A 14,236-nucleotide genomic window follows, 5' to 3' on the forward strand; every position below is an offset into this window, starting at 1 on the left:
TCAATATACATCTGCAGCTTACCACTGCACGTATAATATTTGTGGCATCCAGGCATATTTTACCATCGATACCTTGTTAATGAGAATATCTTCTGTCCGGGTATTTACGGTCAACATCCAGGCGCCATCGTTGCGGCGTGACAGTTGTCCTTCTCTTTGCAGAAAAGCAGTACTGAACCAGGCCGTAGAAAATTTCCGGTCTTTGCGCCATGCTTCCATGTAGGCTGTCAGCATTTCTCCGGCTGCCTGCTTCGCTGCGTCATCCGGCGCCAGCTCCGGATCTACGGGCATATGCAGGGGCCAGTCGCAGAGCAGTTTATTCAACAGCCAGTCTTCTTCCCCACCGGTGGCGGCATTGCCGTAACAGATATAATGCAGCAACAGGATGGCCCGTTGCTGTGCAGTTTCATTGATAAATTGCCGGTCCACCACATAACCTAACGTTCTGAAAAGCCGTCCACATTCCATCCAGAGCAATACCAGTCCTGCATTTTCGATTTGTAATCCCCGTTGCAGCTGCGCTGCCAGTGACATGGCAACAGCTGCCGGAGAAGCAGCTGAAGTAACAGTAGGATTAACGGCGTTAGTACGGAGGGAGGCATCAGTATTTTCTTTGCCGGTTACCGTTGGAACAAAAAGTGGCCGTTCATTTCCCAACAGCATGTGTTGAAAAAATACCGGCCACTGCTCTGCATTTGGCAATAGATTATTGGGTACAAGTGTGACAGTATCAGCCGAGGTGGCGTTCCCCCGGGCGGCCGTGGTGTATGGCATTGATTTACCTGTCCCCGCAGCTTCCTGCTCCATCAGCGTCTTCAGGGTGGCTTCGTTGCAGGAAAAGGTGCGCAGGAAAAATTGCTTCATACCAACCACGCCCAGCAAATAATATAATCGTGTCCATACGATCAGATCTTCCTTACCGGCAGTTTTCAACAGCTGTTCCAGTTCCGGTTGTTCCCGGTTGGGCAATGCTTTTATTTCCTCCTGCAATGCCGTGATCATATCGGCACCATTGTAAAAAGCACGGATCCCATATTTTAAAAAGAACAGGCGGAGTGCAGTCGTGTATTCACTACCGTTAGTCAGGATAATATTTTCCGGCTGTTGTTTTGCCAGCTGTTCTTTTATGGCAATAGACAGTTTTGATAATAATTGTTCATGAAAATCCTTATCATCAGTACATTCCAGCGAAATAGCAATGGTCGGAATCTCTATATATTCCGTTTCACCAACCAACCCATCGAGCAGGGCCGATAGTTGCCTGATAAAATCTGCGGTATGCAAACGGTAGCCCAGTTGCTGCTGCAATTGGGTTGCCAGCAATGGTTGGGAGGCATTTACCTGCACTTCCATCCGTCCGATGATATGTTGTTGATCACCCACGATTTATTGGTTGCGGATTCAGGGTGTAATAATCAATACTCGTCACCGGGCAACAGTCAAATCGGTATGGCAAAAAGAAATCAGCCACAACGGTATATCCTTTTATTTCCGCCCGGTCTGTTTTACTGCACTCATTCAGTTCTATCTGTTCATCGTTGTCGGTGAAGACCAATACCAGTGTTTGTCCCTGTTGCAGTGCAGGCCGATGTTCCAGCCCGGGCAGGTATTGCAGCTGTGCGAGCGTGGTGGCACTGTTAATCATCACAGCAATCACATCTACACAGAGATTGTATTCCAATAGGTATTTCCCCAGATCAAAACCTTCGAGATAAAAGGTTTTGCTATCACCATTTAAAGCAATGGCTTTTCCCATATGCCCTTCTACCCGCAGCCAGTGCATGAGTTCAAAGTTGAATGCCAGTGGCATCAATACTTCCGGCCGGGTACTGTAGCTATCGTTGATCACATCGGTAGAAGATTTATCTTCATCACCCAAATATGCATTGTACGACAACAGCGTATCTGTACGCCGCAACACGGTGGTTTCATAATCCCAGAACTGGTGCACAGAATAAACGCTGTTGCTGTCCAGCGGGTAATAGTAAGGAATAGCCGTTTTACCCAGCGGGCCAGCACTACTACGTGTAGGCGTTAACTTTATTGGAAGATTTCTAAACTCATCGTTATCATCGGGGTTAACGAGCGACTCCCAGTAGTCTGTGGAATCCAGTTTATCCTCTATCGCCTGGTTGGTATAGGCCAGGGCTTTATCCAGTTGTAAAAAAGGAAGATCGAAAGTACGTATCATCACCATCATGCGCCAGTGCATACAACGTACTTCCCGGATAGCGGCATCTCTTTCAGCGATGATGGCCAGGTCGCGGAATATCAGAGGCTGATAGGTAGTGCGGCCGCCGAGAACAGGCCCCAGCAATACCACTAAACCTTTGCTGTCCTGTGCCGTGAGGTCCGTACAGGTGCATTTGCCGCGGTAGCCATTCAGTTTTAGCACCAGTTCGTTATAGGCCGTAGTCAGATCACGTAACCAGTCGTAGACGTATTGAATGTAATAGAGATGCAACCCTTCTTCATAAAAAGCGCTCAGTTTAAGCACCAGGATTTTCCGGTACAACTCCAGCGTGGCCGCACCCTTATGAGAAAGCAGCGGACCAAAGAGGTCATGTAATAATTTCAATGCATCGCGGAATTCCTGCATGTAATCATCGATGATACCTTTGTATTCAAAGAAGATCTGCTCGTAGGTAGTTACCGTCTGGAAAGGCGGTTGCAGGTTACTTTCCTTTAAACCTATTGCCGGGTTAACAATCGCCAGTTTCCGGTAACCGAAGCGGGGAATGGTTAGCAGCGGCAATTGCAATACGGGGCGCAGAAAAGAATCAACTGCTGCAATATCAATATCATCGGGCGAAAATGCTTTGGAAAAAAGCGACTGGTCATCGTCTTCTTTCGGTGCTTCTATACCTGCTGCCCTTGCCATGGCATTGCGGGTAACGAGTATCCAGTATAAATCAGGGCCCGATTCTTCACTACCGGGGAGCGCCAATAATAAAATAATTTTATCCCTGTTAAGATTCCGTTCCGGAATATCATCGGGATGCTGTTGCTTCAGCGAGTCTACCGCATCGGGTGCTGCCCCATCTGCCGCCAGTTGCAGGAACTCCATATGTTTCGGATCCAGCTTATCCAGTTTCAGGTAAGCGAGCATAAACTGACTTACCGTCTGACTGTTATTGGTGGTCGTCTCCCCATTATCATTCCCCGCAGGCAGGGGCTTTACGTAATACCGGAACTTCTTTTGTGGGGTATGTAATATCGTACCATCAGGGAGTATCACGGTACCTTCTGTTACTTCAATAGAGCAATCTGAATTTACGTGTACTTCAAGACCGCAAACCACGCCGTTGCCGGCAAAACAGGTATCAATAGTTTCTTTCATGAATCGGGTTGTTAGAAATAATGAATCTGATTTTCCTTCCAGTTATTCATCAGCGCTACCAATGCATCATTGGCTTCAGCGAGACCCGGCTGTTGCTTTGTGCAAAGCCTTTTTATCCACTCGTTATAGGTGGCCTCAAATGCCAGCATATCTGTTCTGCTTAACAGGACATACCGTACGGAAAGATGTGCGGGCATTTCACGACGAAGCGTTTGCATAAACACTTCCAGCCGGTCACTATCCTTAAAGCGGTCTGCCCAGTCCGGCAATGCGATGGTGATCCAGAAAGAGTATGGATCCAGCAGTGCCACATCTTCCGGACAGCAGATCATGGGGGTTAACAACTGCGTAAAAGTGGTATTACGCGGCCGTAAAAGAATATGTTCCAGCAGGTGAAAACTGTCGTCATTGCAGTTCCCGGAGGCCAGGCCCCTGAGATATTCCAATCGTTTTGCAGCCCCTTCACGACCTGGTGAAGGTTCCAGCATCAGCGCATTTTTAACAGTGCGTGATGCGGGCGGTATATTCAGCCAGAAGCCAACCACGTTTTCATCTACGATATCGTAGGCACTGCCATCACCAGCCCTGTTAAGGAAATCGAGTCTTGCTTTTTTAGCCTGTTCAAAACTTCTGAAACGTTCAACGCTCACTAGCAAACGGGCGCCCCCGGCGCCCTGTGGCCGGATATAAAACACATACTCTGTTTCAGTACTGGTATTTCCGAGGTTGTCCGTTTCGCCTACGCCTACTTCAAATACAGGCTCGCAGGTGATGGTATGCCTGGTAGCATCAGACATGCCCAGGATAGCGCATACTCTTTTACGAACGCCTTCAACGTTATCTGTTTTCCAATAACGCAACTCATCTTTTTCAAACTGGTATATAAAACCGCTACCGCGTTTGGCTCCCAATGCTGGCACCTGTTGCAGAAAGCGTTGTTTATCTGCAATACTTTCCGGCAGCCCTTCATCGATAGCCCATGCATCTCCATCAGAGAGCGGCATTTCGATGCGGTACAACTGAAGTGCATAATCGGTGAACTGTTCCCCGAAACGCGCCAGCATATGATCCAGCAGGCGGTTATGGTAAATTTGCTGATCGGTATCACTACCTTCTGTGAGCTGCTTTAATGCGGTGATGTAAGCGTTCTGATCATCGGCCTTAAACGCCTCCCATTCGGGATTAGGATCTACTTTATTGAGGGTGGATTCCACTACCTGCGCCCCTTTATAGTCCAGCAATAATTCTTTTATGCCGGGAATGTTGTACAACGCCTGATACATGGCGGCATCGTCACCTTTAACAGACAGAAAAGTTTTTACACTGGAAAGCTGGGTCAGATAGTTAGCCAGTAGCTGGTCATAGAAAAAGAGATATCCCTTCAACTGTTTGGCCTGCGCCTGGCGCAGCTCTGGCTGCTTTTTAGAAATCCCGGTATTACCGATTTTATAGGTACGCGGAAAATCTTCCTGTACGCTGGTGAAGTCCGTCAGATCAGTCAGCACACGACCATCCGGCACTGTCAGATCCAGTTGTTGTTCCCGGTTTATTTTGGTGGTACTGTCCGGGTGTACATCCAGGTATTCTTTCAGCCGGAGCATGTCTATCGGCACTTCTTTGTAATGGGAGATGACCGCAAAAGACGAACAGTCAATACTGAGAGCCGGGAGACATTTGCAATCTAACTCAATACACCATTTTTCGACACTCACCTCTTCATCACGATCTTTGCAGAGGTACATATCCAGTCTTTCGATCTGCACCACACCTGTTACCGCTGCAATAATCTGGTAAAGGTCGGAACGGTATACCGTTTGCCTGGGCTGTGCCTGCAGCAGTTCTGCTTCATCAATAAAGCCATGCTGCAGCAACGGTCCTTTATACACCGGGTCTGCGTTATAATATTTTTTTGCCTGAATGAACACATCGCTGTAATAATCATCCATGGCAACAGGATCCCATACCCCTGTCACGGCAGCTTTGAAGGCAGCATCGCTGGTGAAACGTTTATTCAATAAACTTTGCAGGGCAGTCGTCAAATCATCCGGGAGCTGTGCAGCTTGCAACGCGTCTATTACCGCAGGGTTTATTTCAAACTGTGCATAGCGGTACATCATTTCTTCCAGGCTGTAGAAACGGATAACGGGAGATAAATAATGTGCTACGGCACGATATACGTTGGCCAGCACCTCCCATTTATCAGCGGCAGGGTCCAGCTCCAACGCCAGGTCCAGCCCCAATCCTACCGTTTCCGAAATATGCACGTCCGGATGAAAATCTTCGCTGAGATTGCGTACACGATGCAGTCTTCTTTTAGCTTCCGCAATGATATCCGCTTCATCTCCTTCAAACCCTTCTTCCAGTCGCAGTGTAACGCTGTAGATGCCTTGTGGCAGGAAGAGGTTATAATCTGCCGGCTGATCTTTTTCGGGCAATTCACCGATACGCAAACTACCTGCAAAATACAGACATAGCAAAGGATCAAAGTAGAAGAATGCCTGCAGATCTTTATTTTTATCTATTAATGCAATCAGATCGCTCATGCCGTTGAATCCGCCCATATCGCGGCGTAGCGCGGCCAGCCAATTGATTAAGGAATTGAAGTCGTCTGCCGGATCTAATGGAAGATCCAGAGTGAGCAGGTAGCTTTCCACAAAGAATAATGATTCATCGTAGTAATTTGCTGCCATGTAGAGCAGCATCACTTTTTTGAATCCTTCATCGGGATTAGCTTTCAGTAAACTATCCAATAATTCCTTCCGGAACTTTTGCCTGGCGGCTTCTTTTTCTTTATCACTGATACAGCCATTGAAAGCTTTCAGGAGTTCCGTATCGATACTATCTATCTTCGGTAATGTGACTGTTCCTCCAACCATATCGAAATAAGGCTTCAATTGTGCCGTGGCATATCCATCCAGGAAACCATCCGGCCAGAAGAAGCGCACTTCGGCATCTTCCAGTTGCTGTACCCAGGCATTTTGTACACCGGGCATATCGATCAGGATCTTTCGCAGATCCAGGGCGGTTACCGGGGCACAAGGCAGTATCTGGGCAGCGGTGTAAAATGAATCATTGTTGGGCACTGCAAACAAGTCGGCCGGCGACATATTGCTTCTATACCCCAGATCCGTGATCGCATAACAAAGTATCTCGAGGATGGTAATACCCGGATCGTGCAAATTATAATCTGTCCAGATATCTGAAGCGAGATTTTCGATATGCCGGATCCCTTCCCTGCGCAGCAATTGCCAGTCCATGGAAGGTGGATACAACGGATCTTTAGGTATGATGAGAGAAGTACTCATACGTTAATTTATTTTTGGGGCTTATCTATTTTGATAGTAGTGAATTTGCCGGCAGTGAATGCAAGATCCACTGTCATGGCAGTCACCAGGTTGTTTTGTAACACAGGCGTAATACGGTATGCATGTTCTCCGGCGACTCCTTTTCGGGGGTCCGTTGGAATTTTACCTGTCAGTATTTTTTCTTCCACTTCTTTCTTCAGCACTTTGACCATGGCCTTGATAATGGCATCTGCATGTATGAGCCGGGACTGCCAGGCCTTTGCCAGCAAGTCGTGCAATTGCTTTGTATGATCCCCAGCTACCGGTGCTTTCACGGTATCTGTTTTAGCCACCGCTGGCCTGGTATCCGGAACCTTGACCGTGTCTGCATTTGCCGGTGCCGGGGTACTATCTGGTACCCGGTAGGTATCCTTTTTTTCCGGTGCTGGTGTCACATACTCATCAAGCGCTAACGTTGGTGGCCGGTCTTCCTCACAACCACCACAGGCGCAGCGGTCATTGTCTTTAATCACGTTGATGTCGTGATCTATTACATTGGGATTATCTTCATTGAGGCGATCCAGGTAAGTGGTGAGTACAGAGGCGGCGGTATACGGTGTAATCACATCTACCTCGCTCCATTCAAGGATATCCTCAAATTCTTCCGCCATCTGCCGGGAAGAGAAATGTTTTATTTTAAGATTCGTTACTACATCTAGGTAGTCGAGGTTTTCCAGGAACTGCAGTAAGCGGGTTCTGTTAACCGGCGTACCGAACAGCAGTGGTTTCTTACCGGTAGCCCATGGCGCCAGGAATAATTTCAATGCCTCATTCAGTGCCTTGGTATAGTAAGGAATATCTTTTCCCGGATAGAAGCGTACGCACACCCGTATCCTGATAGGTTCAAACCGGGCGTTGATAACATCCAGGCGATCATGTCCGTCATCGCATCCGCAATCATCGTTGCAGCAACAGAAACCAGGTTCTCCGTATCCGCCCACGAAATAACTGTTTCGTGCGGCCAGGAATTGTTTCATCGAGGTCAGTTCTCCTGCTTCAAAAATGGGATAGAACATACGGTTGCCGGTCATCTTATTGGGAAACGGTATAGCCGCTACCGTTACATGTCCCGGCCGGGCAGTGTAAATGCGCCGGGAATGTGGCAAACATTTCAACACGTCTATTTCCGGGAAAGCCTCGAGCAGCAATCTTTCATAATCCCAGGTAGTGACTGCCCTGTCTTTATGACGGAGCCTTTCGTGTATCCGTGTGAGATAGCCATCGCGATCCGATTGTTCGGAGGTGCGGCCATGGAAAGAAGCATAAGGCTGGGTGACAGATTTCACGCTTACATCCCGGAATTTCAGGGCAGTGATCGTAGACGGCGGGATGCCATCAACCAGGTGATCTTCTGCGTTATTATTATCGCGGAATTCAGCTTCCGCTGCATTTACATGAATATCGATGAGCATAGGCAGGGCATCTACCATAACATCATCTTCCGGTATTTCTACGGCGGAAGCGCGCAGCCAGTAAAGGTCTGTGCGACCATCCTTTCCGGTAATAGCAGTGTTACCATTTTTGATATCGTCCGGAATCTGGAAAAGGATAATACCGGTTTGCTGCATGCCCAGTGTAGTGTCTTTGAGTATATATTGCGGTGGCAATTCTATCCAGGTATCTGCGAGGTAGGACCAGGCTATCTCCGGTGCATAGTGATCCGGATTACCGGTGCCCGGGGCCGTTTTGAATAGCAGTGATAATGTTTGATCTGGAGTCAGTTGTTCAAAGCCCAGGAAGAGATTACCATTTGCTGGAGCTGGTCTGGGACGGCGATCATCAAACAATTCCGGGCCAATAGGCTGTTGTGGCTCTGGCATCGTCATCACCGGTGCAGGGCTGATACCTTCACCAGACAAATCTTCCCAGTTACCCAAAGAGTTGAAGGCGCTGAAAAAGTGTCTGCTGGACAATCTTCCATCCGTTCTGGGATACAGTATCTGATCTGCCAGGATAGTTACCGGGTTGGTACGATAGGCAAATACAAAATTATTGGCATCGAGCACATAAAAATTATCACCCTCCCAGATGGCATCCATCCTGATCCAGCCGGATACATTACCGGACAGGTCTATCGGGAATTTCCCGGATGCCTGCAGTGGGCCTTCTTTTTCGGTATATCCTGTAATGTCTGGTCCACCATTATCATTTATTACCTTCCAGTCCCCGTTATATAAAAATGCTTTGTTGTTCAAAGACAGGGAATCATTACCGGCATGCCACATATAAAAATAGGCGGGGTCTTTGAAAAACAACTCCTGGAACCGGATATAGACGACCGATGTTGTTTTACCTATCACCAGCTGATTCCTGGATTCCACTTGTCCTTCCGGTGTTTGCCGGTAGAAGATGCCTGGCTGACCAGGTTGGATCAACTGACCCAGAAAATCCGATGGCGTTTCTGCATACCTGTACAATTCACCACTGTAGGTAAACACTTTCGCCTGCCATACCGTGATATCGTCTTCCTTTAAATCCCTGGTTTTAAAACGGATAAAAGGAGGTGTATGATCATCTATCGGTAGTACAGCGGGGAATGTTGGATGTAACCAGATGATGATCCGTTGTGTCCAGGCTGTCATGCCATCTTTCTTCACCATTTCTGCCTTGTTCAGATCACCTCCGCTATAAGGCGTTACTCTCACCACCCTGTTGTACAGGCTGAATTGGGCATCCGGCGCAATGCCTGATTGCTGTGCATATCCTACTGCTTCGTAAAACTCATTACGGATTTTAGTCAGCATTTCATCCGGCATGCCGGTATTATTGTAGGTGCCATAATAGTCAGTAATGCTGCCATCATACAGGTTCAACTTCATCAAACCTTTTTCTGTGGAAATTTCTACCTCGAAGCTATCCAGTATATCCACGATATCGATACCATTGCACAGGAACTCCATGGAGATCATCCGGTCCAAACCGTTTGCCATCCAGAGTTCTGTGCTGCTTACACTAAATCCTGCATAAGCCTGCAGTTGTTCCAGTTTTTTGGTCAGTTTGATCTGCTCTTTGATCACGGCCACCGGACGTGTTTCATACTGATCCAGCAGCCCCTGAATTTTCCGGTTCTGGTACATCAGTCTGTCGTATACCGTTTCTCCTGAAAGTGCGCGCCATGCCTTCGTGCCTGCCGGCCACTCTTCTTCCAGGCCATCTCTTTTATCAGCGGCAGGTAACGCATACGCACGTTTAATGGGTACACCGTTTTGTATTTCTTCTCTCATATACAGGTTCTGACGTTCCACCAGTTTTACGGGTGAAATCACCAGTTCATCTGTCAATGCATAACTCATGGGCAGCCCGTTGCTGTCCGCGCCTGCTTTGAGTTCCGTACCGGCAGTGATGAGATGTGGCGGCAGTTTGAGTGCCAGCTCAAATACCACATGTACTTTATCCTGCACCAGTTGCCTTTTTTCGAGGCGCAATACATCGTGGTAATAAAACAGTAAATGTTTTTCTACCTGACTATTGAGTTCATCCTGCAGGTGTTTAAAAAGATGCAGGAAAGTAATGAACAGTGCAATATGTGGTTCATGGTTGTGGCGGGAACGGAGGGAGCTCTGAAAAGCTTTCCGTACTTTTTCCAGTATGATGGATAATGCTTTGTAGAACTTCAGAAAAAGACTCCACAATTCATCGATATATTCATAAGGTAAAACGAAATCTATACATTCGAAGGCAGCTTTGTCTTTCAGCCCCCATGGCGCAGCGCAGCCGTAGGTACCAATAAATCCTTCGTACAGTTTAATCGCGTTGGGATCTATCGCCTTATGAAATTGTATCAGGCGATAAAGCGGATCCGGCAGCATGCTGCTGATCACATTGAGGATATCCTGTTTCAGCGGATGATCTGCCGGAATTTTCTGGCAGATGTGAAGGATCGTGAGCGCCAGGCCGTAGATACCGCATTCGGTACTTTTGATCATCTCCTCCATAATAGCAGCAGATGACTGTTCACCGGGTTTGGCAGTGCCCATGTCTTCCTGCTTTCTGCGGCGGCGATACAATATTTCCTTTGAGCGGAAAGCAGTACGCGGACTATCCAGGTCTGTAGCAGCGAGGATGGCTAACAAACTGGTGGTGTCGGATTCCCAGAAAGGCAGCCAGTCGCCGGCTTCCTTGTTATCGGGTCCCCAGTGGCGTACATGCGCAGACAATCCACCTGCAAAGGCAATCAATTCTTCTATAGCGCGATCATCCAGCTTCAGCTGATCGGGAATAAGACTTATCAGCAGTCTGTCCCGCTGTTGTGTGCCTCCATGTATCAACGGATGGCGTAATGTGTTGCAGTGTAGTATCATAACTCCACGTTTGTGCCCTCTTGTTTATAAAATGGGTATACGATGCTAAACCTGTTATTAGTCGTTCTGACTACATAGTCCATCTGTATTTCCAGTGTACCTTCCAGTTCTGTGGGTGCAATTACGAGCGACAATATTTTTATACGTGCTTCGTATTTAGCTACATTTTTCCGGATCAGGTCTTCCAGGTAAGTAAGAAAAGTGACGTTGAGCGCGGAGAAAACATAGTCTTCAGGATTGCAGCCGAAGTCTGGTTGCAGCACCCGTTCACGCACACTGGTACTGAATAATATCCGCAGGCTCTGGTCAATATCTTCTTCATATTGTGCCATCCCTACTTTGCCTGTAGTACGGTCAAAGGCCGGCGGAAATGCCCAGCCTTTACCGAGAAAGGCTTTTTGTTCATTTTGCGGATTTAAGAATAAATATTCCATGATGATGTTTTTATCCTCCTATAAATACATTGGATGAACCTGTTTGAATCATGCCTCCGGGCATATGTGTGGTTTCGTCCATTTGTCGCGCTGCGGCCTGACTGCCGAAGAATACAGAGGAAGAACCCTTTTTGATCATATTGCCTGGCTCCACGCACATACACATATCATTTTGCACGGCGGCGGCCAGCTGATTAATGAATACCCTTGCCGCGCCGGTGGCCATTACCTGTCCGGGGCCATGGGGCGTATTCGGCGGCGATGATAGTGGTTTGGGACATATATGCACATCCGTGTTACGTGCTGCTGGTTTTCCTGGCATAATGGATCAGTTTAAATCGATTCGTGTACCATTTATTTTGATGCCCTGCGCCGATAACTCAATGGAAGTACTTGCATCCAGTGTAATACTGATCTTCTGTCCGCTCCCATCCAGCTCTATTTTCGGGCTGTTGTCATCTCCTGCGCTGAGTAGAATTTTCTTATTATCATCGTCAAAAATGAATTGCATACCTGCTTTGGATATCAATCCTTTTTTGGCGTTCTGGTCGCTGGCCGGCAACTGTTGTGGTGCCACATTTTTATCGCTGTGTACTGCGCCGAGTACCACCGCATCATTGGGGTCGTTGTTGATAAAGCCTACAATCACTTCATCTCCCACTTCTGGTCTGAAAATAAATCCACGCTGATCACCGGCGTAGATATTCACCATTCTTGCCCAGATGCCATCCGCGCTGGTGCTATTGGGGTTTTGTGCTACAAAAGGTAAGCGCACCTGTATGCGGTAGTCGCCACTGCGACTGTCGCCTTCTAACTTAGACACGATGCCTGCATGCAGACCACGAATACCGCTGACAAGGCCCGCAGCGTCCGGGGCGGCAGGTTCTGTTGTGTCTGCCGCAAAATTTTTATTCCAGCCAAATTGTATATCTGTTTTCCAGTTGCCATTGATCACCTGGTGTAATACTGCTGTAATGAGATGGGTACCGTTAAAGCGATCTCCTACTCCGTTTACTTCCAGGGTGTCGCCAGGTTGTACTTTCACACCATTCACAGCGGCACGGCCTTTTACGTGAGACAATGTTCCCCGTTGCTGTTTGGCAGCTGCCCATGCGCTGAGTTCCTGGGTATCCATATCGCCGCCATGATAGAGCTGTACGGGGTTATCTTTATACAGCACATCCGGAAAATCACGTTGTGCACCGCCGCCGCCGGTAAGTGCGCCTGCTGCGCCTGACAATAAACCGGCTGCCCCGCTGCTGTCTGCCCCCGCCGATTCCTCTGCTACCTCCTGCCGGGTGTAATCCCAGGTACTTCCTTTCACGGAAGGGTAATGATCCCGGGCATCCAGTTCGGACTCAAATTCCAGTATAGGAATGCCTTTATTCCCGATGCCAAACTGCACCTGCAGATCCGGCGTTGCTTTTATTGCGGGCTTTTTCATATGCAGGGTGCCCCCATCCGGATGCAAACAAAGACCATTGGCATCTGCGCGCAGCAGCATGAAGTCCCAGTCAGTAACATTGTATTGTACCAGCTCCTTGTGGGTGTAGCCGGGGCTTTCCATGGTGCCGGCTGTTACATCCGGATAGCTGTTGAGGATATCCTGCACCAGGTCTTTATCAGAAACATCATAAAAGTAGCGGCTCTTGCGGGCTACCGTTGTTTTCACGGCAGCATCCCGGCATTCTATCTCCAGCCGGAAATAGCGGTCCTGCTGCACTTTCACCGCATGACGGATGATGATACCTTTGAAAATAGTTTCTTCCTTCTGATCATATCCCAGCAGAATCTCCACTGTTTTACCGGGAGAAAAGAAGTCCTGATTACTTTTGGCAAACTCCTGTTTTTCCACGGAACCATCGGCAAATACCAGTCTGGCCCAGGGAATCCGGTTGAATTCCAGTCCTACCGAAAGAGATATCAGGCCACCCGGAGACATGGTCACTTCTTTGCCGTCGGCCCTAACGGTCACGGCTACGTTGTGTGTCTCCCTGTTCTGCGTTTCCGCTGTTTGTGGCAGAATCATTTTTTCGTGTTTTTATCGATGGGTGGAAGAATAAGCTGTGTACCGGGTTGCAGGTTTCTGAAGTTGGTGAGCTTATTAGCCTTTGCTATTTCCAGGTAATATTTCTCGTCTTCATAAACATCATCACAGATGCGCAGGATATTTTCTCCTGCCAGCACCATGTGGTGGCGACTAAGATCCGGCGACAACAACGACAGCAATGCCATACTATCTTTAAAGGGCGTATGCGCTTTGAGCTTGAGCGTTATTTCCGCGCGGAGCGGAATACCATCCGGACTAAAAAGATTGTAACTGATGTCCATGCTCATGAGAAGTCCCATAAATACCAGCTTACCATATTGTACCAGCAGGAAAGGTGTACGATGGCTTTCATCTTTGAAGTCATATACGGCCGCCTGTAATTGCGCCACTCTCACCGGCACATAGGCCCCCTGCGCCTCCGCAGGCAATGCATTCATGACGCTGCCTATCAGGTCGGCAGAGGGCATAGTGCTTTGCGCTACTACGCCTGTACCATCCATGATAAAGCGGAGTTCCAGCTCTTCCGGATTTACTTTATCAAACTGCAGTTCCGTACCGGGTGTTCCTTTGGTATCAGGTTCATTATACTTGATACTAAAGCTCCTGCTGATGGATTCCGGATTGATCTGCACTTCAAATATTTTCGTGGTGAGGGTGGATGCAATAGTGCTGGCATCCATACTGCCGAGGCCACCCAATCCACCTTTGCCGGAGGTATCCGGACCCGGCAATGAAACGATGCGTAATTTGGTAATTGATCCGTCCAT

8 protein-coding genes are annotated in these 14,236 nt (G+C 48.1%); all 8 read right to left on the reverse strand.

What is annotated here, in order from left to right; translation table 11 throughout:
* Nucleotides 1-18: 18 nt before the first annotated feature.
* From AC1DCV_RS20275 to AC1DCV_RS20310, 8 genes are read right to left on the reverse strand one after another with little or no spacing between them, the layout of a single operon-like run.
* Nucleotides 19-1,383 (reverse strand): contractile injection system tape measure protein, encoded by a 1,365-nt coding sequence (locus AC1DCV_RS20275; protein ID WP_477024870.1) that lies wholly within the window; start codon nucleotides 1,381-1,383, stop codon nucleotides 19-21.
* The gene (locus tag AC1DCV_RS20280) at nucleotides 1,376-3,340 is read right to left on the reverse strand and encodes a hypothetical protein (RefSeq protein ID WP_477024871.1); all 1,965 of its coding nucleotides are present in this window, start codon (nucleotides 3,338-3,340) and stop codon (nucleotides 1,376-1,378) included. Before AC1DCV_RS20280 ends, AC1DCV_RS20275 begins: the two co-directional genes overlap by 8 nt.
* Before the next feature lie 11 nt (nucleotides 3,341-3,351).
* A complete protein-coding gene (locus AC1DCV_RS20285; protein ID WP_477024872.1) occupies nucleotides 3,352-6,645 on the reverse strand; it encodes a hypothetical protein in 3,294 nt (1,097 codons plus the stop codon).
* An 8-nt stretch (nucleotides 6,646-6,653) separates the two neighbouring features.
* Nucleotides 6,654-10,985 (reverse strand): hypothetical protein, encoded by a 4,332-nt coding sequence (locus AC1DCV_RS20290; RefSeq protein ID WP_477024873.1) that lies wholly within the window; start codon nucleotides 10,983-10,985, stop codon nucleotides 6,654-6,656.
* The gene (locus AC1DCV_RS20295) at nucleotides 10,982-11,419 is read right to left on the reverse strand and encodes a GPW/gp25 family protein (RefSeq protein ID WP_441574767.1); all 438 of its coding nucleotides are present in this window, start codon (nucleotides 11,417-11,419) and stop codon (nucleotides 10,982-10,984) included. The genes AC1DCV_RS20290 and AC1DCV_RS20295 overlap by 4 nt, the downstream gene beginning before the upstream one ends.
* Before the next feature lie 10 nt (nucleotides 11,420-11,429).
* A complete protein-coding gene (locus AC1DCV_RS20300) occupies nucleotides 11,430-11,741 on the reverse strand; it encodes a PAAR domain-containing protein (protein ID WP_477024874.1) in 312 nt (103 codons plus the stop codon).
* A 6-nt stretch (nucleotides 11,742-11,747) separates the two neighbouring features.
* Complete coding sequence (vgrG, locus tag AC1DCV_RS20305; protein WP_477024875.1) at nucleotides 11,748-13,448, reverse strand: type VI secretion system tip protein VgrG; 1,701 nt, start codon at nucleotides 13,446-13,448, stop codon at nucleotides 11,748-11,750.
* A complete protein-coding gene (locus AC1DCV_RS20310; protein ID WP_477024876.1) occupies nucleotides 13,445-14,236 on the reverse strand; it encodes a CIS tube protein in 792 nt (263 codons plus the stop codon). The genes vgrG and AC1DCV_RS20310 overlap by 4 nt, the downstream gene beginning before the upstream one ends.

Source organism: Chitinophaga sp. 10T418 (assembly GCF_056394125.1).

Bases quoted from the DNA above. Each gene is read 5' to 3' on its own strand.
- AC1DCV_RS20290 (WP_477024873.1), bottom strand. From the start codon at position 10,985: ATGATACTACACTGCAACACATTACGCCATCCGTTGATACATGGAGGC.
- vgrG (WP_477024875.1), bottom strand. From the start codon at position 13,448: ATGATTCTGCCACAAACAGCGGAAACGCAGAACAGGGAGACACACAAC.
- AC1DCV_RS20300 (WP_477024874.1), bottom strand. From the start codon at position 11,741: ATGCCAGGAAAACCAGCAGCACGTAACACGGATGTGCATATATGTCCC.
- AC1DCV_RS20295 (WP_441574767.1), bottom strand. From the start codon at position 11,419: ATGGAATATTTATTCTTAAATCCGCAAAATGAACAAAAAGCCTTTCTC.
- AC1DCV_RS20310 (WP_477024876.1), bottom strand. From the start codon at position 14,236: ATGGACGGATCAATTACCAAATTACGCATCGTTTCATTGCCGGGTCCG.
- AC1DCV_RS20285 (WP_477024872.1), bottom strand. From the start codon at position 6,645: ATGAGTACTTCTCTCATCATACCTAAAGATCCGTTGTATCCACCTTCC.
- AC1DCV_RS20280 (WP_477024871.1), bottom strand. From the start codon at position 3,340: ATGAAAGAAACTATTGATACCTGTTTTGCCGGCAACGGCGTGGTTTGC.